The organism is Chitinophaga sp. 05T412, from assembly GCF_056396465.1.
Genome location: NZ_JBFTLN010000003.1, coordinates 438239 through 463504, shown reverse-complemented (window position 1 = coordinate 463504; position 25266 = coordinate 438239). Strand labels below are relative to the sequence as shown.

Here is a 25266-nt window from a genome sequence, read left to right as displayed (position 1 = left end):
ATGAAAAAATATACGTACCATATAAGCCTGTTTACGTTGCTGCTGCTGATAAGCGCCTGCAGCAAACAACTGGATCTGAAGCCGGAAGGCACTATGGTGGAATCGGAATTGCTGAAGAATGAGCAAACAGCTGAAGGCTATCTCGGAAGTACTTATCTAAGCCTGATGGACGCTGTGTCAGGCGATAATTATCAGTTAGGAGATGTAACTGCCGGTATTGCCAGTACTTTTGATCAAAATGTGGTCAAAGGCACCATGGACCCACGCGACGACCGATATACGCCCATGTGGTCAAACCCTTATGCCACCATCAATCAGTGTAATGTGATCATATCGCAACTGCCTAAATATGCGCAGTTCGATAAAAATAAACAAGCCATCTTCATCGGAGAGGCCAGGTTTATACGCGCTTACTGTTACATGGCATTGTTGCGCCTCTACGGGGATGGTGCCTTGCAAGGGAAGCCCGGTAATATGGGCGTACCACTGCGACTGGATCCCTTTGATGGCTATGACGGTTCACAAAATGTACCACGTGCTACCAACGAAGAGGTGTACACGCAAATATTGAAAGACCTGGATGCTGCAATCCCAGACCTGCCGGTAACCCGTGGCGATGCACTCAGTCAGGGTAGCAGGGCTACCAGGGGCGCCGCCAATGCCCTGGCAGCAAGGGTTTGTTTGTATAGCCATGCTTATGATAAAGCAGTGGTATACGCACAGGCAGCCCTGACCGGAAATATATATCACCTGCAGCCCACTTTCTGGGACCTGTGGCCGGATAATTATAAAACCAGCCAGGGTAGCTATCCGTTGAGTAGTGAAATATTATTCRCTCTCCCCGAAAGTTTCAATAAAACATCCAAGTATAATGATAACAACGGCATCTACTATGTATACGGATTCAATAACCCATTGCCTGATTTCCTGAATACTTATGCAGCCGGTGACGAGCGCCGCGATAGCCTGATGTTGTATCATGACCCAATAATGCGCAAATTTACCGATCAGAATATCCGGGACAATGTACCTATGATTCGCCTGCCGGAAGTTATGCTCACACTGGCAGAAGCACTTACGCAAACCAAAGGAGTAAACACCACTTCTATTGATTTCCTTAATCAGATATACGCCCGCGCCTATACGAAAAAGGGGCCACCGAAAGTATATACCGCTGCCGACTTTGCCACGCCGGCAGCGCTGATTACCAGAATATTGCAGGAACGTAAATGGGAACTGGCTTTTGAAGGATTTGCCCGCTACGATGCCATTCGCACTAATATGGCACCTAATCCGCAATTGCCTGCCAATCGCTATGCGTGGCCCATACCGCAACACGAAATTGATATTACCAAAGGCCTCATTAAACAAAATGATGGCTATTAATCATCATACAGCAAACATAAATAAATGACAAAACGCAAACTCACCGGCGTTATCGCCGCCACACTTATCAGCGTGGCCGGCTACGCCCAAGCCCAGCAACAAATTACATTACAGGGCACCATCGCCGGAGACCTGAAAGGACATAACAAAATGTATATCTACTCGCGTACGTATAACGACTCTGCGATGATAGAAAATGGACACTATACATTTAAAATTCCTTTTAAAGAGCCCGTGTTCCTGATGTTACTCCCGGAATATATCCTGGCAGAGCAGCAAATGTATCGGCCCTTCGGCATCCTGATGGACCAACCGGTTACCTATACCGTGACCACAGACATGGCTAAAGGCGGCCTGGACGCCTCTACAATAAAGGGTTCCGAGGCAGTGGAACTGTTGCAGGCATACGATAAGGAAAAATCGGCCGCCTGGGAAAAAATCAGCGAAGAGATGAAGAAGGAATACGGACAACCCTGGATGCAGGAAGATGATCCCCGCTACGGGGCGTTTGCTGCAAAACAAAAAGCCTTGCAGCAAAAGTATACCAACCCTTTATTGGAAAAACTTGTAAAACAACATCCCAACTCATTTGCTTCCGTATTCAGCCTGTCGGATGCCCGGGAGAACATGACGCCGGAGCAACAGGAACGACTATACGCTACCTTATCTCCCAAAATGCAACAAACAAAAGAAGCAAAGGAGTTTAAAGAGTTTTCCGAAGGAATTAAAAATTCCGCAGTAGGGAAAAAAGTGAAAGACTTTACACTTCCCAATGAAAAAGATCAACCATCACCTTTTAGCCAGTTTAAAGGAAGATATGTACTGATCGACTTCTGGGCCAGCTGGTGYAGCCCCTGCCGGCAGTCGTTTCCACACATGCGGGAAGTGTACCAGCAATATAAAAATCAACCCTTCGATATCTACAGCATCTCTATCGATAAAAGTAAAAACGACTGGTTGAAAGCAGTAGCCGCTGAAAATAACCCCTGGAAACAGGCATTGGATAATAGCAACATCGCCGGCAAAGGCTTCGCTATTACGGGTGTTCCCACTACTTATCTGATCAGTCCGGAGGGGGTTATCCTGATGAAAGAGGTGGGTTTCAATCCCGATGGCAGCGGCGAAATTGAAAAGAAACTGGCGGCCCTTTTTGGTGGTAGTGTGAAACCCGCTGAAAAGCCAGCCAAAGAAGCAAAAGTAACGGAGGCTATTCCCATGCAGCCAATTCAGTAATCAACGAATTTAAACAGCTACATACAGATGAAAAAGTACCAACACAAGTTAACCAGTATACTGTTGCTGGCAGCAGGAATCACCACTTCAGCTTCTGCACAGCAGGCAAAGAAGTATATTACTGTAAGCGGTAAAATAAAATTTCCGCCTTCGGCAGAACAACAACAGAAATTCCCATTCCGGGTACAGAAACAAGTGGGCGATGACCGCGTAACCATAGACACCATTCACCTGAAGGCAGATGGTACCTACAGTGTGAAAATTGACGCCACCCGCCCGCAATTCTATATCCTCAACGAATTTGAAGAAGATCGCCTCACCATATGGGCTGGCAAGGATAACCTGAAAATTGATTTCCGCGGAGAAGATACCGCCGCCATGAAAATCAAAAACCCACCTTACGTATTCATTGAAGGCAGCAAGGAAAATGACCTCATTAACGAGGTGAATTTCATTAACTACCGCAATTACCAGAACATGATCGAGGTAGGACAGCTGCAATATAAAGCCATACTGGCAAAGGATACAGCGCTGGAACGCGCATTGACGGACCAGTTTAACTGGTTAGGTGATGATATGGGGGAACGCATTAAGCTGCTGGTAAGAATGAACCCACACACACCGGTACTGATGTATGCGCTGGACTTCCTGCATCCCCGCAGAGACAAAGCGTTGATCCTCGCAGAGATCAACCGCTTATCGAAAGAATACCCCTGGTTGGTTGAAGCAAAACAGAAAAAGACCGACATGGAAAGAGCGGAAGCTATAGAAAAGAAAACAGCTATAGGCGTTGCTGCAATKGACTTTACACAGAATAATACCGCTGGTAAAGCCGTGAAACTGTCTGACTACCGCGGCAAATATGTACTGCTTGATTTCTGGGCCAGCTGGTGCGGTCCCTGCCGGGCAGAGAATCCCAACGTGTTGGATAACTACGAAAAGTACCATAGCAAAGGATTAGAAATCCTGGCCGTATCACTGGATGATAAAAAGGACGCATGGTTGAAAGCTATCAAAGATGACGGATTGGAATGGGCACATGTCAGCGATCTGAAAGGATGGAAAAATGTGGTAGCTAAAGCATATAATATTAACGCAGTTCCCAGCAATTTCTTAATCGATAAAGATGGAAAGATTGTTGCTAAAGACTTGCGTGGCGAAGAGCTGAGTCAAAAGCTGGCCGAAATTTTTGGTAAATAAATAGATCACCTGTAATAATACTAAGTTATGAAGAAGTTATGGACACTGTTGTTAATCTGCTGTAGTACCGCCGTGATGGCGCAAATGCAGGCCGCTAAGAAAATTATCCCTGATTATACACATGAAACGGTGATTAAAGCCCCGCCCGTAAAAATATGGCGTGTGATCCGTAACCTGCCACAGGTAAAGGATTACTCAAATGGCACCATCAAAGATGTACAAATCGTTACAGAAGGTGAAACCCGTTACCGGGATCTCACGTTCACGGATAATCGTAAACGCCGTGATGTGATCGAACAGGTACATGAATCCTACAAATTCTTTGTATTCAATATCGAATCTCCTTTACCTAACGGCATTACCCATGCCACCGTTACTGCACTGGTGGAATCCCTGCCGGATAAAGACGACAGCTCCGTAGTGCGCTGGAGCATTATACTGGAAGGAGATAAGAACAGCCGCAAACCATTGGTAGATACATTGGCTGCTGAAATAGGCAACTACGAAACCGGATTGAAGAAAATGCTGGAATAGTGGAAGGACGCGGATATTTGTCTTTATTACAGTTAATCGGTAATAAAGACAAAATCCGCGTATCTTTGCGCCTTACAAAAAAAGGCCTAATGAACCACCAGCAGCAAAAAGCATTTATATTCGACCTCAACGGTACCATGATTGATGATATGGAATACCACCTTGAAGGATGGTATAACATGCTGAACAAACTGGGCGCCAACCTGCCACGGGAAATTGTAAGAAGCCATATGTATGGCAAGAATGAAGAGTTACTGATGCGCATATTTGGGGAAAATCATTTTACCCCACAGCAAATGGAGGAGATTGCACATGAGAAGGAAGTACTATACCAGGAAGCGTTCCGTCCCCATCTGGAACTGATTGCCGGTCTGCCGGTGTTTCTGGATAAAGCCGCTGCGGCCAACATCCCAATGGCTATTGGCTCTGCTGCCAATACCTTTAACATCAACTACGTATTGGATAACCTGCATATACGCCGTTATCTGAAAGCAATCGTCAGTGCCGGCGATGTGGCTACCAGCAAACCTGATCCGGAAGTATTCCTGAAATGCGCCACCTTATTGGGGGCCGCACCTGCCAACTGCATAGTGTTTGAAGATGCTCCCAAAGGAGTGGAAGCCGCACAGAACGCAGGCATGCAAGCGGTAGTGCTCACCACCATGCATACACGGGAAGAATTCGACGCTTACAACAATATCATCGCATTTGTGGCTGATTACACCGATCCGGTGTTACAACAGCTGTTCTGATCCGTTAGAAATATATCGCAATATAATTTCCTAATGTCAGCCGTGTGCTATAAATTGCCGGCCTATCTAAATGTTTCGCGGTATGACACGTTATTCGGGGCAATCAAGAATGCTGGTAGCAGTTGATTGTATCATTTTCGGTTTTGATGGGGAAGAATTGAAGCTGTTGCTGATCAAGCGGGGATTCGAGCCACAGAAGAATAAATGGAGCCTGATGGGCGGATTTGTGCAGGCAGATGAAAGCTTTGAAACAGCCGCTGAGCGGGTGCTTCATAAGCTAACTGGCCTCGAAGGCGTATACATGGAACAGCTCTTCGCTTTCGGGGAACCCTCCCGTGATCCGGTAGAACGCACCGTTTCCATTACCTACTTTACCCTGATTGATATCAACCAGCTGAAGCTGCAGATCAGTGATGAATACCACGCAGAATGGATTTCACTCGATAAACTGCCGGACCTGATCTTTGATCATACCGATATGGTGAAGATGGCCCAGGAAAAAATTCGCTATAAAGCCGCTATACACCCCATTTTGTTTGAACTGCTCCCACTGAAATTTACGATACCCCAATTGCAATTGCTCTACGAAGCAGTATACGATGTAACATTCGATAAACGCAATTTCAGCCGTAAAGTACTGTCAACAGGGCTGCTGATCAAGCAGAAAGATAAAGATCGCCTCAGCTCCAAACGGGGCGCCTTCTACTTCAAACTGGATAAGCGTAAATACAATGCTAAGTTTAATGCCTTCCTGAACTTTGTAACAGATCCGGGCAACTTGCGCTAGGAGAGGAGGGAAAGGAAGAGGGACGCATTTCGCGCCCCCCTTAAAGTATTTAGAACCGGAAGCATTTCAGCATCTTCGCGTGTATTTCATTATTCTCATACACCCCACGGAACAAATTAGAATTAGGACCGTAAGCAAATACCATCACCGGAATACCCGTGTGATCATTAGTGGCAAAGTGACCACGTAAGGTGCCTTTTGCAATATCGCCATCCATCAGGGCCAGGCCGCTGGTTTCATGGTCCGCCGTCACAATCACCGTGGTTTGTTTGTCTTTATCTGCAAAGCGCAGCGCCTCTCCAATAGCGTCATCAAAATCAAGCATTTCACGCACCAGGTAGTCCAGGTCGTTGAAGTGGCCACCATGGTCAATACGGGAGCCTTCTACCATCAGGAAAAATCCTTTCCCGGAGGCATTCAGCTGCTGTAAAGCCTTTTTCAACGCTGTTTTCAGGTAGGCACCGCGACCATTACGCATAGACGTTACTACTTTATCGCTCAGGATCACCAGTGTCCGTTTTTTCATGGCAGGGTCCCAGCTATCCAGGTTATCATACATTTGAATGCCTGCATCAGACAGCGCTGTGCCACCATCTCTCTCCAGTTCTTCTCTGCCACCGCCTACGGCCAGTTGCAGTTTGCTGCTGAGTAATTGCCTGTTCAATGTATAGGTGCTGTCCCGGTCTGGCGTATGACCATAGAAAGAGCCGGGAGTAGCGCCGGTAATTTCTTCTGTTACAATCACGCCGCTCTGGATGCCTTTAGGCGCCAGTACTTCCGGAAGTACCGGGATGGAAACGTACGTGTTGTCCATGCCAATAGCCCGGTTGTGAGTTTTGCTGCCGGTGCCCAGTGCAGAGCCGCCTGCAGCGGAGTCGGTATGGTAGTTATCGGTCGACTGGGTTTTAGACAGGCCAACCTGTTTCATCTGGAAAATATTGAGCGCGCCTTTGTTGGCGGTGTAACCCGCAAACATTTCAGCCAGCCCGGTGCCATCGCCAATAAAGAGGATCACATTTTTAGAGCGTACTTGTGTGGCATCAGATACATAACTCGGTGTATATACGGGATGTACCGGCATATCGCCCGCAGTGGTCTGTGTGGTTTTATGCATCACATCATATAATTCTTCCGGATGATCAGTACCAATCCAGTCTACCCCCATATCCATCAGTTTATAATAGGTAGATCGGGTGGAAGGAGCGCCCCAGAAACGGAAGGGATAACCCTGTTGGTGTACCTGGTCAATCACCTGGGTCACTTTTTTCATTTCCGCTGGTACAAGGGTACCTTTACCATTCCATTTACTGTATTGGCCAAAATCCACACTCAGCATAGCGATGCGGGATTTTAACGCAGCAGGATATACGCTGTCTGGTCTGCCGTCAAAGAAAAAAATAGGATCAAATTTTTCCCATTCCGCCATCGGAGGCAGGTTACCCGAAATCACCAGCTTCACGGCAGATGGGTTGGTGCTGCGATCGAAGTATTGACGGTAAGGCAGCAGCAAGGTTTGTAATGCCTGCAGGGTAGGACTACCTTCGGTTTTAATATCTATCAGCAACTGCATGGGGGAGTTATCTGCATAGGGTTTGCCGTTATACAAGGCAAACTGACGCAGTACCGGTTGCAGGTACATTTCTTTAAAGGTACGGAAGGGGGTGATGGCACTGGGATCATGTGCTACGTATATAACACCTTCTTTCAGGTGTATATCTGCCTCAATAGACCCAAACTGCAAAGAAGCTGCAGCGTAAAAGGGCGTTGCGCGTTCATAGTCGTTGTGCGAATGCGCCGCTGCCATCGTGTATTGTCTGATTTGTGCATTTGCACTGGCCGCCAGCAATACGCCCGACAAAACTGAAACAAAATTCTTCATTGTATAATTCATCTGTTGTAAAATGCAATGGTTACTTTATAAATAAAGCATTCCCCGTTTAAAGGAGGCAAAGGTAGCAACAATCTTATCTGGCAGCCTTCCGGTAGTTGTTTATCATTATGTTAATTGTTGCCGTTGAAAAATCGATTTAGTTGAGCATTCTGCAACTAAGATATCATTTTTTGCCGGCAAAAGAAAAGTATTGGATAAGTGGAGAAAGAGGGAGATGTAAATCGTGGAAACTACAGGTTAAACAGGGGGACAACAAATCATCAGAGGGTAGGCCAGTTTTGAACCAGTTCTTTGAGCAGGTTTTGTCCTTCTTCCCACTCGCCCAAACCGGATTCACTGTTGATATGTCCTTTGGCGCCGGCATTTACAAAACGGCTGCCCCATTTTTCGGCGAAGAAAGCCGCCCGCTCCAGCGAGCAATAGGGATCATTCGTACTGGCTACAATAATGCTTTTAAAGGGCAGCTTCACCAGCGGAATAGGCGAAAACCCTACAGCAGCCTCCGGAAATCCCGGTCTTTCTGCATCTGCCGGCGCTACCAGCAAAGCTGCAGTGATTTTAGTCTTGCTTTGTGCAGCCCAATGTGCCAGCGCAATGCAAGCCAGGCTGTGAGCGGCAATCACCACCTGAGGCCCCGCAGCTTTCACCGATTTTTCTATCTGGGCTATCCAGCGTTCGCAAACCGGCGCATCCCAATCCGTTTGCGCTATCCGCTTTGTACCGGGTATAGACTGTTCCCACAGGGTTTGCCAGTGTAGAGGCCCAGAGCTACCCAACCCTGGTGCAGTCAGTACTTTAATTTCCATGACTTTATTTGAGTATTGAAAGATAGTAAAAGAATGACGAATTATGAATTACGTATGACAGGTGGGAGAAGATGGGCTATTTATAAAATAGCCGGAGCTGAAAAGCCCCGGCAACAGGTAACAACCAAAACAGCATTGATTAATACTGAGTATTTTAATGACTGCCTCCGGGCAGCCAATGTAAAGAAGCTATTATAGAAACCGTGTTGTTCTCCCCCCAGAAAGTGCCGGAAAAATGGTGAATGTATTACGGTTTAAAAAGTGTCTGTATGACAATTATTAAGACGCGGCAATGTAGTGCAAAAGAGTTATAAAAAAAAGAAAGGTCGAAAGAATTCGACCTTTATTGCTAAAATTCCACGTTATGGCACTCAGGTCCATAAAAAGTTAATCAGCTTGTCCGGCATAGCCGGTATATAACGAGTGATATTTACATTTTTGTTGGGGTATACATCCTCCTGTTATACAAAAGTAAATGAAGCTAAAACGATTGTCAAGGAATTAGCAAATAATATTTTAAAAAAAATGGAAATAAGCCCTGGACGGCGGTTCTGGAGATACAAGATAATTTTAAATAGTAGCTTGTTATAATTTTAAAAGATAAATGAGTACTTTTTTTGCCAATCTGAACATCCATGAAACGTATCCTGATAAGTACGCTGCTGTTATGTAGCCTGGCGATTACTGCCATCGCCCAACAGCAGCCGGGTAAAGGACTGACCGTTACCCTCGATTACTACTACAATAACGAGTTTAAACCCGGTAAAGATGGTACTCCTGTGCGCTGGCACTACATCTGGAGCGAAACAGACATGGGGGGCCTTTCCATATGGGGCGGCATCTTTGATTCCCTGGGCGTAAAAAGGGATAGCCTGCTGCAGGCGCCTACAGCGGCTAATCTGGCCAAAACAGATATCTATATGATCATTGACCCGGACACCGACAAAGAAGCTCCCCATCCCAACTACATGAATCCGAAAGACGCCGCAGCTATCGCCAATTGGGTAAAAGCCGGTGGAGTACTGGTGCTGATGGAAAACGATTCCGCTAACGCGGAGTTCGACCACTTCAATCAACTGAGTGAAAAATTCGGTATCCACTTCAATGGGGATAGCCGTAACCGTGTGAAAGGGAAAAACTGGGAACAGGGTACTTTTAACCTCCCCGTAGGACACGAGATTTTTACCCGTGGGGAAAAAGTTTACATCAAGGAATTATCGACCATACAGGTAAAATCGCCTGCCAAAGCCGTTTTCAAAGACGGCGACTATGTGATCATGGCCGTGGCCAAAGTGGGCAAAGGAACGGTATTCGCGGTAGGAGACCCCTGGTTTTATAACGAATATGTAGATGGAAAGAGATTACCGGCATCTTACCAAAATCTGGAAGCGGCAACAGACCTAACCCAATGGCTGATTGCAGCAGCTAGCCGCTAGCTTTTAGCTTTTAGCAAAATGCAGCGGAGATTAACATTTTATGTTCTCCGCTGCATTTTGCTAAAAGCTAAAAGCTAATGGCTAAGAGCTTAAAAAATCCAGATTGCGGCGAATACCGCCAAACTTGCTGCGTTTAAGGGGAGAATGACGGAAAATAGTTTTAAAAGCTTCCTCTGTCAGCTCTTCCCAGTCGCGGGTAGAGAAGTTAAGAATAGCTGGTATCGGCGTAAACTCCGCCTCCTGGTGCGCTTTGGAAAACCGGTTCCAGGGACACACATCCTGGCAGGTATCACAGCCAAACATCCAGTCCTCAAATTGCCCCTTCATCTTATCGGGTATCAGCTGATCTTTTAGCTCTATGGTAAAGTAGGAAATACATTTGCTGCCGTCTACTACGCCCGGCGCTACCAGCGCTTCGGTAGGACAAGCATCCAGGCAACGGGTACAGGACCCGCAGTAGTCGCCCACCGGGCCATCATACTCCAGGGCCAGATCCGTAATCAGCGTTGCAATAAAGAAAAAGGAACCAGCCTGTTTGTGAATGAGGTTTCCGTTTTTACCAATCCAGCCCAATCCGCTGCGCCTGGCCCAGGCACGCTCCAGCACCGGCGCGGAATCCACAAAACCCCGGCCCTGAACAGGTCCTATATGCTCCTGCATCCGCAGCAACATGGTTTTTAACTTCGCCCGGATCACCTCGTGATAATCATGTCCATAGGCATATTTGGAAATACGCGGGGCATCGCTGCGCTGCCGCTCAGAAGGGAAGTAATTAAACAACAAGGTAATTACAGACTGGGCGCCATCTACCAGTTTCCGGGGATCTATACGCTTGTCGAAATGATTCTCCATATACTGCATGTTGCCATGCATGCCCTTGCTCAACCAGGCCTCCAGTCTGCGCGCATCCTCATCCAGCTGCACCGCCTGCGCAATGCCACAATGATCAAATCCCAGTTCCCGGGCCAGCTCTTTTATGAATAAAGTATGCGTCATCCCCGCGAAATTACGTGAATTTTTATACCTTAGTCCCGCATATAATCCGATATGCCCTTATACTGTATGCGCTATAACATTGTTTCGCTCGTCTGCCTCTCGGGCAGTTTGTTGTCCCTGTGTGCCAACGCCCAGGATCCCTCCAAAATGAAATTTGGAAAAGTTGAGAAGCAGGAATTCACCATCGAAAAATTTAACAAAGACACCGGCGCCCATGCCATCGTGCTGGCTGAAATCGGCTCGTCTAAATTTGAAAGCGATGGTAACGACCTGCGGCTGGTCTACAAAGTCCACCGCCGTATTAAAGTGATCGACAAAAACGGCTACGATGTAGCCACCGTTGAAGTTCCCCTGTATAAATCTGAAACACAGGAAGAAAAATTGCAGAACATTAAAGCCGCCGCCTACAACCTCGAAAATGGAGAAGTAGTGGAAACAAAAATGGACAGCAAAAGTGTGTTTAGTGATAAACAGGACAAATCCGTGATGGTAAAGAAATTTACCCTGCCCGCTGTAAAAGAAGGTACCATTATCGAGTACACCTACACCATTACTTCACCTTACTACCGCCACCTGCGCTCCTGGGATTTCCAGGGTGAATATCCCCGGCTATGGAGTGAATACAGTGTATCCATTCCTGAGTACTTCGACTATATGCTCATCCCACAGGGGTATGAAAAGTATGTAGTGAAAACAAAGGACTACAGCCGCTCTACATTCACCTTCCGTAATGAATCGCATGGCGCTGCAGGTCCGTCTCAAACAGTGACGGTTACACCTAATATCACCAACTATAAATGGGCATTGAAAGATGTGCCGGCTATTCATACCGAAAGCTTTATTACCACCGTAGATAACTACGTAAACCGCGTGGAATTCCAGCTGTCGGCCTATAATTGGCCGGACCAGCCACGTAAACCGGTACAGAGCACCTGGGAAGAACTGATGAAGGATATGTTGAAAGACCCGGAAATGGCCGGTGCACTGGATAACAATAATGGCTTCCTCGGAAGTACGGTAGATGAACTGGTGAAAGACGCCAAAACCGACCGGGAAAAAGCACAGAAAATATTTACCTGGGTACGTGATAATTTTACCTGTACAACACACCACGCATTATGGATGCGGAAATCCCTGAAAACCGTTTTTAACGCAAAAAGCGGCACCGTGGCAGACATCAATATTTTGTTGGTGGCCATGCTGAAAAAGGCCGGACTCTTTGCCTCACCAGTCATTCTTAGTACCCGCGATAACGGTTACGTATATCAGTTTTATCCACTGTACACCCGCTTTAACTACGTGATTGCTGGCGTAAATCTGGGTGACGAATACATCACACTCGATGCTTCCAATCCACTGATAGGCTTCTGTAAGCTGCCATCCTACTGCTATAACGGCGCCGCCAGAACGGTAAATGAATTTGCTACCCCCATTAGTCTGTGGGCTGATTCCCTGAAGGAACAAAAATTCACCAGCGTGATGTTGGGGAAAATTAAAGATGGGACAATCGAAGGGTCCTTCATGCAAAGACCTACCTACTTTGAATCGTACTCCGTACGCAATAGCGTGAAAGATAAAGGGCAGGAGGAGTTCTTCAAACAAATCAGGAAAGCCTATACCGGTGAAATAGAACTGAAAAATAAAGAAATAGACGACATAAAGAACCTGGAAGATCCGGTAATGGTGAAGTACGAATTTGATATGCAACTGGGCAACGAAGACATCCTGTATATCAACCCTATGCTGGGAGAGGCATATAAAAATAATCCCTTTACATCCATGGAACGTAAGTTCCCGGTAGAAATGGCCGCCGTTTCCGATGAAGTATATTCCTTTAACATGGAGGTACCAGATGGGTATGTGGTAGATGAATTACCGAAACCTACCATCGCCAACTTCAATGAAAACGAGGGCCAGTTCCAATACCTGATTCAGCAAACGGAAAGCCATATTCAGCTGCGTTGCCGTATTCAACTGAACAAAGCCAATTTCGGGCCGGATGATTATGCTACGCTGCGCGAATTTTATGACCTGATTGTAAAAAAACAGGCCGAGCAAATTGTCTTAAAGAAGAAAAAATAATATATGCGCAAACTGTTAGTAATATGCGCAGGATGTTGGTTGTCCCTTGCCGCACAATCTGCACAGGCAGGAGATCCGGTATATCCGGCAAAAACAATCCCGGCTGCCCTGAAAGAACATGCACATATCGTAAAACGACTGGATGAAACCACCGTTAAAATCAATGATCCGTCAGATACCCGTATTACCTATCATTACATCACCACCGTGTTGGATGAAGAAGGAGCTAATCATGTAAATTTAGTCGTAGAGTACAGTAAACTAGACGAAATACGCTCCATCTCGGGGGCTTTATATGATGCCAGTGGAGAATTGGTGAAACGGTTAAAGCAAAGCGAAATCAAAGATGTTAGCGCGGTACCTGATGGAAGCCTGATAACAGATGCCCGTATGAAAATTCATCAGTTTTACGCTACCGTATACCCATATACGGTAGAGTACACGCTGGAAATACGTCAGAATCATACTTTCGGGCTACCGCATTGGCAACCACAGCGGAGCATCGACTGCACAGTAGAGCAAAGTAAATTCACGGTTACAACACCACAGGATTATGCACTGCGTTATCGCAGTCACCTCTATAATGGTGAGCCAGTCATTACAACAGATAAAAGTACCAAAACATATACCTGGGAAGTAAAGCAACTGGCGGCATTAAAATCGGAAGTGAGTCCCGATGAATTTTACCGTCGTACGCCGGGGGTTTTTCTCGGAGCTACCGATTTTGAAATAGAGCATTATAAAGGGAATATGAGCTCCTGGAAAGACTTCGGCAACTTTGCTTATAAACTGAATGAAGGCAGAGATGTTTTGCCGGATAATATCAAAGCCAAAGTACAGGAACTGACAAAAGGTCTTTCTTCCCGCAGTGAAAAAATAAATGTTCTATATAAATATATGCAGCAAAACACCCGTTACATCAGTATTCAACTGGGTATAGGTGGTTGGCAGGCTTTCGACGCGATGTCTGTTGCATCAAACGGTTATGGTGATTGTAAAGCTTTGTCCAATTATATGATGGCATTGTTGAAAGAAGCAGGCATCAAATCGAATTGCGTACTGGTACAATCCGGAGAGCATTCGCATACACTGCTGGAAGACTTCCCTTCTTCGCAGTTTAACCACGTTATTCTCTGCGTGGCAGACAGCAAAGACACCACCTGGCTGGAATGCACCAACAATACATTGTCTGCCGGCTACCTTGGCGACTTTACAGATAACAGGCCCGTATTGCTGGTAGATGAAAAGGAAAGTAAACTGATTCGTACGCCTTTTTACAATATCAATTGTAACCAGCAACTGCGTACTATTAATGCCGTAGTAGATTCCAGTGGTAATATTGATATCAGCGCCGTCACCACTCGTAGCGGACTACAGCAGGACTTTCAGCACGCAATGATTCATCAGTTGAGTGAGGAAAAGCAGCTGGAACGGTTGCGGAAAGGACTCGATCTTGCCAGTTATGATATCACCGGCTATCATTGTAAAGAAATACCTGGCGTCATTCCATCTATTGAACAAAAATTACAAATCAAAGGACATAACTATGCAACGGTAACGGTTAAACGTATGTTTCTGCTGCCGGATATCCTTAACCGTGGCGGTATGAAGCTGGATGCAGAAGAAGGCCGCAAATCGGAAATCAGGTTTAACTTCGCTTACCGTGACATTGATACCGTAAACATCACTTTGCCCGCAGGTTATCGGCCGGAAGCTATGCCGGAGCCGGTAAAGGTGTCCGGAAAGTTCGGCAGCTACAGTGCTTCCACGATAGTAAAAGGAAATACGATCACGTATATACGGAAAATAGAACAACAGGCGGGCGTATTCCCAGCTACTGATTTTCCGGAGTTAGTGAAGTTTTTTGGTACCATTTACAAAGCAGACCGGAGTAGAGTGGTATTGGTAAAAGAATAAGCATAAAACATAAAGCTATTGTAGCGATTGATCAAAGCGTATGATATCCGCAATGGTCAATCGCTACAATAGCTTTATGCCTTATGCTTTCTGCTCAAAAAAATTATTTCTCCCGCACACTCACTGAAATATGTCTGTCTTTTTTCCTTTCGTCATCTGGTGCGGTAGCTGCGGCTTTCGCAAATTGAGAGCCATAGCCTTCTGCGCCGAGTAATTGGTCAGCACTGGTTTTCTCTTTCTTCAACGATGTAACCACAGACTCAGCGCGTTCTTTAGACAGGCGTAGGTTAGCGGTACTATCACCGGTACGGTCAGTATAGCCACCTATTTTTATTTTAGCTTTCGGGAACGCTTTCATGATAGCCGCAATGTTGCCGACTTGTTTCATACTTTCTGCTGTCAGTTCTGCACTGCCTGTTTTAAAGTTCAGGTTATCAAAGTCAAACCATACATCTTTACCGGCAGCTTTGCTACCATCTTTCAGGAAGGTGACCAGTTGATCCTCAATACCACCTTTATAAGCATCGAGTACTACGCCATCAGGAAGGGTTACTTTAATACTTTCCCTGGTTTCAGTAGTAGGTGGCGTGGTAGCCCCCATAGATGCCGAATCCGCCAGCTGGCTGGTAGTGATACTATCTGATACCGGTGTGCCGCCAGGCTTATTGCTGCCACAACCGCGCATCAGGTACCACAACAATATGATAGCAATTAATATCAGCAACAGCGACCATACCCAACGATTACTACTACCGCCACCAGGCTTGATGTTCACGGCGCCGGCCGTAGTCGTGGCCGTATCAGTGCCGATACCCAGTTTTTTGCCCAGGTCGCCCAGATTCGCCAGCCCCAGGATGCCGGCAATATTTAATCCACCAGGAATAGCCCCCAGTATCTTATCTTTTTGAGAATCCAGTAAAGAAAGGAAAGAGTTAGGACTAAGATTATTTTGTGCTGCATATTGACCTACCGTACCCAGTGTGGCTGGAGCCGCCGTTTGCAGTAACGTATTGGCAGAAGATTCTTTGATGCCGGCAAAAGAGGATAACATGCCTGCAATGGAACCTACTTTGTCGCCAAACAGGCTACGCAGTAAATCAGCTCCTTTGCTCATCAGTCCACCTGCACCGCCCTGAAGCGCACCGGTAATGGCCGATGGATTAGCATCTCCGGCTACCCCTTTTACCATGTCCAGCAACCCTCCGGCACTTCCCGATGATCCCGCTTTGTTAAGCAGCCCGCCTAGAATAACCGGTACTATGCCGCCAAGGGCCTTCTGAATTCCCCCCTCACTTTCCCCAAGTTGTGAGGAAGCCTGACTAACCACGTTGTTGTTGAAAATACTTTTAGCGCTTTCCAGTAAGTCGAAAGACATAATTGTAGGGTTTAATGATGATGAATGTATTGATCAGTTTTGAATCTCGATCATCCGGCTGTTAGCGGAAACAGACAATTGCATGTAATAGGAATGGTATAACAACAGAGTCCACGTTGTTGTTTGAATCCTACCACAATTGCCATAAAATAGCATTTTTGATATATAATAAATTGTAAATAAAGTATTGATTTTTAGGGAGATGGATACCTTCTTGGGTGTTTTCCTTGGAAGGGCAGTCATTTTTTCGTACCTTTGCTTCGCTTTACGCATTTTTCGACTGTTGAATGTGCCTTCCGAGCACCACGCAATACGCTATAACAGTCAATATTTATTGGATTGATCATTTGTCGGGCCACATCGCGCCCGGTTTCCATCTCCGGCTAGCTGTTTTAGGCAGTTGCATGCACATAGGATACCTATGTCGCCTGGAAAAAGATCAGCTTAAACATATTTTAAAATTGATAACTATGATTCAACGATCATCGTATTGGTTTTACTATGTGCTTCGCTGATCTGGCCACCACATCATTACCCCGGATAGGAAACCACCTGCATCAGGCTCCCGGCACCGCTAAAAACTAATCAACAATGCCGAAACTTCAAATCAATAACCTGACCCTCATCTTTGGCCGCGAGCGCAACGCCGCGCTGCAAATGCTGAAGGAAGGTAAAAGCAAAGCAGCAATACTGGATGCTACCGGCTGCACTGTGGCCGTAAAGGAGGCTTCTTTTCAAATTGAAAAAGGAGAGTTCTTTGTCATCATGGGCCTTTCCGGCAGCGGAAAGTCCAGCCTGCTGCGCTGTTTGAACCGTTTAATAGAACCAACAGCCGGAGATATTTTACTTAACGGTACCAATATCACCCTGCTGAACGAAGCAGCTCTGCAACAAACACGCAGAAAGGAAATATCTATGGTGTTCCAGAAATTCGGATTGCTGCCACATCGCACGGTGCTGGAGAATATCGCATTTGGCCTGGAACTGCAGGGAATGCCCCTGGAAGAAAGAACGGACAAAGCCCGTGCAGTAGTAGAACTGGTAGGACTCAAAGGTTATGAGCAAATGCTCCCGGCAGAACTATCCGGTGGTATGCAGCAACGCGTAGGCCTGGCCCGCGCACTGGCCAATGATCCGGAAGTATTACTCATGGATGAAGCCTTCTCTGCACTCGATCCGCTCATCCGCACCCAGATGCAGGATGAACTGCTCGACCTCCAGGAGAAGATGCATAAAACCATCATATTTATCACGCATGATCTCGATGAAGCGATCCGCCTCGGTGATCGCATTGCTATCATGAAAGATGGAGAAGTGATACAGATAGGCACCCCGGAGGAAATCCTCACGGCGCCTGCCAACGATTATGTATCCTCCTTCGTGGAAAAAGTAGACCGCAAAACGATTATCACCGCCTCTTCCATGATGGATACCAAACCCACCATGGCTGTATTCAGGAAAGACGGACCAGAAGGAAGCCTGCGTAAAATGCGCGCCACGGGTCTCGATATCCTCCCGGCTGTAACCGTGGATAAACACTTCCTCGGCTTTGTATATCTCCGGGAAATACTGGAAGTAAAAAAGCGGGGCGACAAAACCATCGAAGCGGTCATCCACCGCGATGTACCGGTGGCACATCCGGATACCACGGTAGAACAAATGCTACCCTTTATCGCAGAAACCGATAAACCAGTGGCAGTAGTAGATMCAAAAAACAATAAACTGCTGGGATTGATTTCACAAACATCCCTCATTATTGAAACCACCGGTAATCAGCCGGCATAACCCCAACGAATAAACGAATTAAGATATGATTAGAATAGGAAAATATATAGAACATTTCATCAACTGGTTAACCCATAACTTTGGTCCCTTCTTTAAGGCCCTCAAAATAGGGGTGGAAGCAATGGTTGGCAGTGTACAATGGCTGCTGACCTTCACCCCCTTTTATGTCGTAATTGCTTTACTGGCATTCCTGGCCTGGAAACGGGCCGGCTGGGGCGTGGGCGTAATGACGCTCCTGGGCCTCGGTTTTATCTACGGAATGGGATACTGGGGGCAAACCATGGAAACACTGGCATTAGTCCTTGTATCGGCCGTTATTGCCTTATTAATAGGTATTCCGCTGGGTATCTGGGCCGCTAAAAGTAAAACAGCCGGCAAAGTAATGCGTCCGCTGATGGACTTTATGCAAACGATGCCCGCCTTTGTATATCTCATCCCCGCCGTTTTATTCTTTGGATTGGGAAAAGTACCCGGTGTATTCGCTACCATCATCTTCGCGATGCCACCAGCAGTACGCCTCACCACCCTTGGTATTAAACAGGTGCCGGAAGATATCGTGGAAGCCACCCGCTCTTTCGGTGCTACTTCCCGGCAGCTGCTCTTTAAGGTAGAACTGCCACTGGCGATGCCTACACTATTGGCAGGCGTTAACCAAACCATTATGATGGCGCTGTCTATGGTAGTAATTTCTGCTATGATTGCCGCCGGCGGACTGGGAGAAGTAGTCCTCAAAGGTATTACCCAATTGAAAATAGGCGTGGGCTTCGAAGGCGGTATTGCCGTCGTGATCCTCGCTATCATCCTGGATCGCATCACGCAGTCATTTGGAAGAAGAAAACAACGAACTTCAAAAACAACCTGATATGAAGCAAATATTTTTATTCGTCCTGGTAGCAGTCATACTGGGCATGGCTGCCTGTAACACGGGCGGCGCCAATGGCAAAAAGAAAATTACCATCGGCTATGTCAACTGGGCAGAAGGTGTTGCCATGACCTACCTGGCTAAAAACATACTCGAGCAAAAGGGATACGAAGTAATCCTCAAAAATGCTGACGTGGCGCCCATATTTGCGGCCGTTGCCGGCGGAGACGCGGATATATTCCTCGACGCCTGGATKCCGGTAACACATCAGCAATATATGGAAAAGTTTGGCCAGCAGCTGACAGTGTTAAATAGCAGCTTTGAAGGCGCCAGAATAGGACTGGTCGTGCCAGACTATGTAAATATTCATAGCATCGCAGCACTCAATGCTGCCAAAGATAAATTCAAAGGCCACATCGTAGGGATCGATGCAGGCGCCGGTATCATGGGCAAGGCAGAAGAAGCCGTGAAAGCCTATGCACTGGACTACGAACTGCAATCCTCCAGCGAAGCGGCTATGATGGCCATCCTGAAAAAAAACATCGATGAAAAGCAACCCATCGTCATCACCGGTTGGGCGCCCCATTGGATGTTTTCCCGTTATCAGCTCCGGTTCCTCGATGACCCGCAACAGGTATTCGGTGCGACAGAAAATATTCAAATCATCGCCAACAGCGAATTTAGTGTAACCGACACCGTAGCCGTTCCCTTCTTCCGTAAATTCCAGCTCACCAGTGAACAACTGGGCTCCCTGATGGGCGCATTAGCTGATACGGATAATGATGAAGATGCCGCAGTGAAAAACTGGATGCAGCAGCACCAGGAGCTGGTTACCAGTTGGTAAAGCTAAAGGCAGAAAGCAGAAAGCAAAAAGCAGAAAGCAAAAAGCTATTGTAGCGAATGATCTAAACGTAATGATCATTCGCTACAATAGCTTTTTGCTTTCTGCTTTTTGCTTTCTGCTTTCTGCCTTTAGCTTTTACAGCGTCATTCTTTGTTGATTCCTGAAAATAACGACTGGCACTTTCTTATCGCCATAAAACTCATCCGCTTTTGTCAGGTCTTCTTTAGTAAAGATTTTTTTATCACCCAGTTGCAGGATAACATCACCTGCATGTATAGGGTATTTATGGCCGGTTTCCGGCACTGCTACTACGTAGGCGCCTTTGTTATCCGGTAACCCGGTAGCAGACCGTTCGCCCAGTGTTTCAATATTTTTCATGAGGGCACCTTGCCAACCGGAAAAGCTGGGTTCTTCATTCAATACTTCTTTTTCGAATACCGGCAATGGTGCTTTTTTTGCCCTTGCTTTCAGCGCTGGCGTAACCACCCCAAATTGATCCATCGGGAAGTTGCGGAAGCCTGTTTTTAGTGCCTGTGACGTGCGTTGCACGCGGTAATCACCGGTAGCGGGGGAAATGTACATGGGATCACCTGCCAATGATTTTCCATCTGTAGGGGGCTTGATGGCATTTTGCTCCGGGAAAAAGTTGTGGTCTATCTCATCTCCCCAAAACTCAACTGCAATAGGTTTGTAAGTACGGCTCACAATATTATGCCTGAAAATATCATGACTGTTTTCAAACCATACATGCGGATGGAAGGAGTTATTCAGCATAATATTGTTTTCTACGGTGCGATAAAAGCCTTCCCGTAATTTAAGCCCACCATTCAAGCATACGTTATTGTAAATATGATAATTGGAGGAGCCATCGTCCAGGTCAATATCCCAGCCATGGTCGCAACGGAAACGATTATTCCGCAGGATGGTGGTTTTCATGGCATCCTGCTTAATCATCCAGGGATGCGCCGCCGCCATGCTATCCAGTCGTTCCCGGTTCGGATACCACCAACGGTCACGGCCCCAGGAGTTAAAGGCGCCGTGGTCGCCCGTTTCCAGTACGGTATTAAATACATCGTTAAACTCAATGATATGCCCGCCCCAGGTGCCTTCACTCACGTTAATGCCTGCACGTGGTACGTCATAAATGGTATTATGCGATACGGTGATATCCATTGCCATAGATATTTGTACGCCGGCGGTTTGCTTTTCAATCTGGCCAATACGGTAAATAAGATTGTTATAAGCCACGCAGGATGCCGGGTAGTTAAGGCTTTTAGGTCCTGCAGCAGTGTCCATGCCTTTAAATACGGGCGACTCATTGTACTCGAACAACGGCGCTCGTACGGCATCCGGATTACCTACAAAGCAGATACCACTGCCACCTGCATCATGTATCTCGTTGCCGGAGATGTTGACACCGCGGTTATAGTTGCTTACAAAAACAGCGTTGCCGCCATTATGATCAAATTCGCAATCGCGGATGCTGCAGTCTTTCGTGCCATCCAGCAATACAGCGCCGCCACGGTAAATGGCCCAGTCGCTCCGCAACAGCGGCTCACGGGTATCCATAAACGTAGCATTGCTATGCGCAAAACGTATATTACTGAACGTTATGTTTTTTACCGGCTTGTCAGCAGTACCTTTTAATGCCACAATTTCCGGTAAGTGGGAGATGATAACACTTGCTTTTTCCAGCGATACGCCGGCAACGGGTTTATAATAAAGTGTTTTACCCGCTTTATCATAATACCATTCCCGCGGAGCATCCAGTTCTTCGAAAATATTTTCTACAAAACGTTCCTTTTCATTCATGCCCATTTGCCGGTTGTTCTGGTAGCCACCTTCCATTTGCAGGGAGCCATCGGCATTTACACCGGTAATACGATAGTGGTAACCGCCCCATTCATGCTTGTGTAGGGCATGTATATAGCCGTCTTGCGGATGCTGCCAGGTTTTAATCCTTTCCGGGCTGAGCACGTCGTCTGCCGTTCCGTTGAAACGTTTGGCGCTGCTGTCGAAATTAGGATAGCGGGCGCGGATCTGTTGCTCGTTGTTAATATAAAGGTGACTGAATTCAAAAGGTACATCCAGCGTCGCTTTATAAATACCATCTTTCCACAATGTCCACTGGAGGCTTAAAGGCTGCCCGCCGCTGAGGGTAACCCCAACTGGTGCCGCATGTGGCTTTTCGTTTCCCGCACTGGTCACGGTGATACTGCCTTTGCCAGCTGGCTGGTCTGCAGAAGATAGCACCAGTGTGTTCTCCAGGAAATAGGTGCCTGGCTTCAGATAAATGGTAACGTTGGCATTCGGTTCTTTTTGAAGGATGGCCTTTGCCTTTGAGATACTTTCGGATAAGCTCTTTTGGTTGGTGGATACATCTGAGGCATAAATTGCTTTCCGCTGGGCCAGCAGGCTCCCGGGAAGAAGCGATAACGCTACCGCATATACGATACAGGTACTTCGTTTCATGGTCGGTTTAGATAATCCGCTAATATAGATACTATAAAGACCTGATTGTAATGAAAAATTAGCAGTTACTAGGCTATTTTTCTGCTAAAAGTGCAGTGATGTTTTGCTTTATATGTCATAATTACCGATTATAGAACATTGGTTCACGGTTTGTTGTTACCTAAACACGTTTGAGAAATCAAAAAAAGGAGTCAAAAAACGCAACTTATGAACTTGAATAATTTTACTATAAAATCGCAGGAAATACTGCAACAGGCACAACAGCTGGCTTTTAATAATCAAAACCAGTCTATTGAAACAGGACATCTCCTGAAAGCCTTATTAAATGATGAAGATAGTCCCATTGAATACTTACTGAAGAAGAATGATGTCAATACTACTTTCGTCAACAGTAAGCTCAATGAGCAGATAAACAAATACCCCCGGATGGCTGCCGGTGAAGGCGGTCAATCCCTCAGCCGCGATGCCAATAATGTAATATTAAGGGCGGGCGCAGCAATTAAAGAATTCAAAGATGAATTTGTAAGTGTAGAACATCTGCTGCTGGGTATTCTCGGCGGTAGCGATGACACTGCCAAATTGCTGAAGGATGCAGGTCTTACGGAAAAAGGACTCAAAGCCGCTATCCGGGAACTGCGTAAAGGGGATACCGTCAACTCACAAACCGGCGGTAACCAATATAATACCCTGCAGAAGTATGCAAAGAACCTCAACGAAATGGCCCGGGAAGGAAAACTCGATCCGGTGATTGGTCGTGATGAGGAAATCCGCAGAACCCTGCATATTCTCTCCCGCAGGTCTAAAAACAACCCTATCCTGGTCGGCGAACCCGGTGTTGGTAAAACAGCGATCGTTGAAGGATTGGGCCACCGTATCATCAACGGCGACGTACCGGAAAATCTGAAATCTAAAATTATCTATGCGCTCGATATGGGTGCATTGATGGCCGGTGCCAAATATCGCGGTGAGTTTGAAGAAAGATTGAAAGGGGTGGTAAAAGAAGTAGCAGAGAGTAACGGGGAAATCATCCTCTTTATTGATGAAATCCATACCCTGATTGGCGCAGGCGCCATGGAAGGCGCCATGGATGCCGCTAACATCCTGAAACCGGCATTGGCCAGAGGAGAATTGCGTGCCATCGGTGCTACGACCCTGAATGAATACCAGAAATATTTTGAGAAAGATAAAGCCCTGGAACGCCGCTTCCAGAAAGTATTGGTCGACGAGCCTTCCGTAGAAGATGCCATCTCCATTTTACGTGGACTGAAGGAAAAATACGAAAGCCATCACCATGTACTGATAAAAGATGAAGCCATCATTGCAGCGGTAGAATTATCACATCGCTATATCACCGATCGTTTCTTACCAGACAAGGCCATTGACCTGATTGATGAAAGCGCTGCTAAACTCAGGCTGGAAATGAATTCCATGCCGGAGGAACTGGATGAACTGGAAAGAAGAATCCGTCAGCTGGAAATTGAAAGAGAAGCCATTAAACGGGAAAATGATGAGGATAAACTTCGCGAACTGGGTGAAGAAATTGCCCGCCTGAGTGAAGAACGTAACACCTTCAAAGCGAAATGGCAGGCCGAAAAAGAAGTAGTGGATCAGATCCAGAACGCAAAATCAGCCATCGAAAACCTGAAGCTGGAAGCCGAACAGGCTGAACGTAACGGCGACTTTGGCCGCGTAGCTGAAATCCGCTACGGTAAAGTGAAAGAACAGGAAAAACTGGTGACCGATCTCACCGAAGAACTCAATAAAATATCTGCCAATCATAAACGTCTTCTTAAAGAGGAAGTAGATGCGGAAGATATCGCGGAAAACGTAGCCAAAGCTACCGGCATCCCGGTATCAAAGATGATGCAGAGTGAAAAAGATAAGTTGCTGCATCTGGAAGAAGAGCTGCATCAACGCGTAATTGGTCAGGACGAAGCTATCATCGCCGTATCTGACGCGATACGCCGCAGCCGCGCCGGATTGCAGGACCCCCGCAGACCTATCGGGTCTTTCATTTTCCTCGGTACTACCGGGGTCGGTAAAACAGAGCTGGCCAAAGCATTGGCCGAATACCTGTTCGACGATGAAAACATGATGACACGTATAGACATGAGCGAATACCAGGAAAAACATTCGGTAAGCCGACTGGTAGGAGCGCCTCCGGGATATGTGGGATATGATGAAGGTGGACAGCTCACCGAAGCCGTACGCCGTAAACCATACTCTGTTATCCTGCTCGATGAAATCGAAAAAGCACATCCGGATACTTTTAACATTTTGTTACAGGTATTAGACGATGGTCGTTTAACAGATAACAAAGGTCGTGTGGTGAACTTTAAAAACACCATCATCATCATGACCAGCAACATGGGTAGTCATATTATCCAGGAGAATTTTGAAAATATTAACGATTCCAATAGAGAAGATATCGTTGATAAGACGAAAGAGGAAGTAATGAATGTGCTGAAACAAACGATTCGCCCTGAATTCCTGAACAGGATTGACGAGGTGATTATGTTCCAGCCACTGATGAGAAGTGAAATTAAAGGAATAATTAACATACAGTTACAACAGTTGAAGGATATGGTGGCAAAGAATGGCATGATATTGGAATTTTCAGATTATGCGCTTGAATACCTTTCCGTTCAGGGTTACGACCCTCAATTTGGTGCAAGACCATTGAAACGCCTGATCCAGAAGGAAATCATTAATCTGCTGAGTAAGAAAATTCTTGGTGGTGATATTGATAAATCCAAACCAGTGTTGATAGATGTGTTTGATGGCGTAGTAGTAATCAGAAACAATTAATTCTAAATACGACGATACATAGTTAACGATAAGCCCCGCGATTCTTCGCGGGGCTTTTTTGTGTTCCATCACCGCGGGTATTCTGCGCAGCTTTCGTTAA

The 25266-nt window shown here is 46.4% G+C and carries 18 protein-coding genes; 13 read left to right on the top strand and 5 right to left on the bottom strand.

What is annotated here, in order from left to right; genetic code table 11:
* The 6 genes from AC1DFM_RS09170 (at position 1) to AC1DFM_RS09145 (ending at position 5892) form a co-directional block, all read left to right on the top strand.
* Entirely contained in the window at positions 1 to 1386 is a 1386-nt protein-coding gene (locus AC1DFM_RS09170) for a RagB/SusD family nutrient uptake outer membrane protein (protein WP_477076412.1), read from the top strand.
* Between the two features lie 24 nt (positions 1387 to 1410).
* On the top strand, positions 1411 to 2619 hold the full coding sequence (locus AC1DFM_RS09165; protein WP_477076411.1) for a redoxin domain-containing protein: 1209 nt from the start codon (positions 1411 to 1413) through the stop codon (positions 2617 to 2619).
* Positions 2620 to 2646: 27 nt separating this feature from the next.
* Positions 2647 to 3819 carry a peroxiredoxin family protein gene (locus AC1DFM_RS09160; protein WP_477076410.1) on the top strand — a complete coding sequence of 391 codons (1173 nt, stop codon included), beginning with the start codon at positions 2647 to 2649 and terminating at the stop codon, positions 3817 to 3819.
* A 27-nt stretch (positions 3820 to 3846) separates the two neighbouring features.
* On the top strand, positions 3847 to 4353 hold the full coding sequence (locus tag AC1DFM_RS09155; RefSeq protein ID WP_477076409.1) for an SRPBCC family protein: 507 nt from the start codon (positions 3847 to 3849) through the stop codon (positions 4351 to 4353).
* Positions 4354 to 4442: 89 nt separating this feature from the next.
* Positions 4443 to 5105, top strand: coding sequence for an HAD family hydrolase (locus tag AC1DFM_RS09150; RefSeq protein ID WP_477076408.1), 663 nt, complete (start codon positions 4443 to 4445; stop codon positions 5103 to 5105).
* A gap of 82 nt (positions 5106 to 5187) precedes the next feature.
* Positions 5188 to 5892: an NUDIX hydrolase gene (locus AC1DFM_RS09145; RefSeq protein WP_477076407.1), complete on the top strand. Its 705-nt coding sequence runs from the start codon at positions 5188 to 5190 to the stop codon at positions 5890 to 5892.
* A gap of 49 nt (positions 5893 to 5941) precedes the next feature.
* Here the strand turns inward: AC1DFM_RS09145 and AC1DFM_RS09140 are convergent, their stop codons facing one another.
* Together AC1DFM_RS09140 and AC1DFM_RS09135 are read right to left on the bottom strand one after the other, a co-directional pair.
* Complete coding sequence (locus AC1DFM_RS09140; RefSeq protein ID WP_477076406.1) at positions 5942 to 7771, bottom strand: alkaline phosphatase; 1830 nt, start codon at positions 7769 to 7771, stop codon at positions 5942 to 5944.
* A 272-nt stretch (positions 7772 to 8043) separates the two neighbouring features.
* Positions 8044 to 8589 carry an RBBP9/YdeN family alpha/beta hydrolase gene (locus tag AC1DFM_RS09135; RefSeq protein WP_477076405.1) on the bottom strand — a complete coding sequence of 182 codons (546 nt, stop codon included), beginning with the start codon at positions 8587 to 8589 and terminating at the stop codon, positions 8044 to 8046.
* Positions 8590 to 9224: 635 nt separating this feature from the next.
* On the opposite strand from AC1DFM_RS09135, the gene AC1DFM_RS09130 reads away from it, so the two are divergent.
* A complete protein-coding gene (locus tag AC1DFM_RS09130) occupies positions 9225 to 10025 on the top strand; it encodes a DUF4350 domain-containing protein (protein ID WP_477076404.1) in 801 nt (266 codons plus the stop codon).
* Between the two features lie 81 nt (positions 10026 to 10106).
* Here the strand turns inward: AC1DFM_RS09130 and queG are convergent, their stop codons facing one another.
* A complete protein-coding gene (gene queG, locus AC1DFM_RS09125; protein WP_477076403.1) occupies positions 10107 to 11021 on the bottom strand; it encodes a tRNA epoxyqueuosine(34) reductase QueG in 915 nt (304 codons plus the stop codon).
* Between the two features lie 147 nt (positions 11022 to 11168).
* On the opposite strand from queG, the gene AC1DFM_RS09120 reads away from it, so the two are divergent.
* Both AC1DFM_RS09120 and AC1DFM_RS09115 read left to right on the top strand, forming a co-directional pair.
* Complete coding sequence (locus tag AC1DFM_RS09120; protein WP_477076402.1) at positions 11169 to 13103, top strand: transglutaminase family protein; 1935 nt, start codon at positions 11169 to 11171, stop codon at positions 13101 to 13103.
* 3 nt (positions 13104 to 13106) lie between these two features.
* The gene (locus tag AC1DFM_RS09115) at positions 13107 to 15020 is read left to right on the top strand and encodes a DUF3857 domain-containing transglutaminase family protein (RefSeq protein WP_477076401.1); all 1914 of its coding nucleotides are present in this window, start codon (positions 13107 to 13109) and stop codon (positions 15018 to 15020) included.
* A 103-nt stretch (positions 15021 to 15123) separates the two neighbouring features.
* Here AC1DFM_RS09115 and AC1DFM_RS09110 read toward each other — a convergent pair whose 3' ends face one another.
* A complete protein-coding gene (locus AC1DFM_RS09110) occupies positions 15124 to 16395 on the bottom strand; it encodes a DUF937 domain-containing protein (RefSeq protein WP_477076400.1) in 1272 nt (423 codons plus the stop codon).
* 591 nt (positions 16396 to 16986) lie between these two features.
* Here AC1DFM_RS09110 and AC1DFM_RS09105 point away from each other — a divergent pair.
* From AC1DFM_RS09105 to AC1DFM_RS09095, 3 genes are read left to right on the top strand one after another with little or no spacing between them, the layout of a single operon-like run.
* A complete protein-coding gene (locus AC1DFM_RS09105) occupies positions 16987 to 18180 on the top strand; it encodes a quaternary amine ABC transporter ATP-binding protein (RefSeq protein WP_477076399.1) in 1194 nt (397 codons plus the stop codon).
* Positions 18181 to 18205: 25 nt separating this feature from the next.
* Positions 18206 to 19042, top strand: a complete 837-nt coding sequence (locus tag AC1DFM_RS09100; RefSeq protein ID WP_477076398.1) for an ABC transporter permease — start codon at positions 18206 to 18208, stop codon at positions 19040 to 19042.
* 1 nt (position 19043) lies between these two features.
* Complete coding sequence (locus tag AC1DFM_RS09095) at positions 19044 to 19886, top strand: glycine betaine ABC transporter substrate-binding protein (protein WP_477076397.1); 843 nt, start codon at positions 19044 to 19046, stop codon at positions 19884 to 19886.
* A gap of 135 nt (positions 19887 to 20021) precedes the next feature.
* Here the strand turns inward: AC1DFM_RS09095 and AC1DFM_RS09090 are convergent, their stop codons facing one another.
* Positions 20022 to 22358, bottom strand: a complete 2337-nt coding sequence (locus AC1DFM_RS09090) for a right-handed parallel beta-helix repeat-containing protein (protein ID WP_477076396.1) — start codon at positions 22356 to 22358, stop codon at positions 20022 to 20024.
* Positions 22359 to 22565: 207 nt separating this feature from the next.
* On the opposite strand from AC1DFM_RS09090, the gene clpB reads away from it, so the two are divergent.
* Positions 22566 to 25166: an ATP-dependent chaperone ClpB gene (gene clpB / locus AC1DFM_RS09085; protein ID WP_477076395.1), complete on the top strand. Its 2601-nt coding sequence runs from the start codon at positions 22566 to 22568 to the stop codon at positions 25164 to 25166.
* Positions 25167 to 25266 lie beyond the last annotated feature (100 nt).

Excerpts from the sequence above, each read along its gene's own strand:
- AC1DFM_RS09155 (WP_477076409.1), top strand. The coding sequence starts at position 3,847 with ATGAAGAAGTTATGGACACTGTTGTTAATCTGCTGTAGTACCGCCGTG.
- AC1DFM_RS09150 (WP_477076408.1), top strand. The coding sequence starts at position 4,443 with ATGAACCACCAGCAGCAAAAAGCATTTATATTCGACCTCAACGGTACC.
- AC1DFM_RS09145 (WP_477076407.1), top strand. The coding sequence starts at position 5,188 with ATGACACGTTATTCGGGGCAATCAAGAATGCTGGTAGCAGTTGATTGT.
- AC1DFM_RS09140 (WP_477076406.1), bottom strand. The coding sequence starts at position 7,771 with ATGAAGAATTTTGTTTCAGTTTTGTCGGGCGTATTGCTGGCGGCCAGT.
- AC1DFM_RS09135 (WP_477076405.1), bottom strand. The coding sequence starts at position 8,589 with ATGGAAATTAAAGTACTGACTGCACCAGGGTTGGGTAGCTCTGGGCCT.
- AC1DFM_RS09130 (WP_477076404.1), top strand. The coding sequence starts at position 9,225 with ATGAAACGTATCCTGATAAGTACGCTGCTGTTATGTAGCCTGGCGATT.
- queG (WP_477076403.1), bottom strand. The coding sequence starts at position 11,021 with ATGACGCATACTTTATTCATAAAAGAGCTGGCCCGGGAACTGGGATTT.
- AC1DFM_RS09120 (WP_477076402.1), top strand. The coding sequence starts at position 11,169 with ATGAAATTTGGAAAAGTTGAGAAGCAGGAATTCACCATCGAAAAATTT.
- AC1DFM_RS09115 (WP_477076401.1), top strand. The coding sequence starts at position 13,107 with ATGCGCAAACTGTTAGTAATATGCGCAGGATGTTGGTTGTCCCTTGCC.
- AC1DFM_RS09110 (WP_477076400.1), bottom strand. The coding sequence starts at position 16,395 with ATGTCTTTCGACTTACTGGAAAGCGCTAAAAGTATTTTCAACAACAAC.
- AC1DFM_RS09100 (WP_477076398.1), top strand. The coding sequence starts at position 18,206 with ATGATTAGAATAGGAAAATATATAGAACATTTCATCAACTGGTTAACC.
- AC1DFM_RS09090 (WP_477076396.1), bottom strand. The coding sequence starts at position 22,358 with ATGAAACGAAGTACCTGTATCGTATATGCGGTAGCGTTATCGCTTCTT.
- clpB (WP_477076395.1), top strand. The coding sequence starts at position 22,566 with ATGAACTTGAATAATTTTACTATAAAATCGCAGGAAATACTGCAACAG.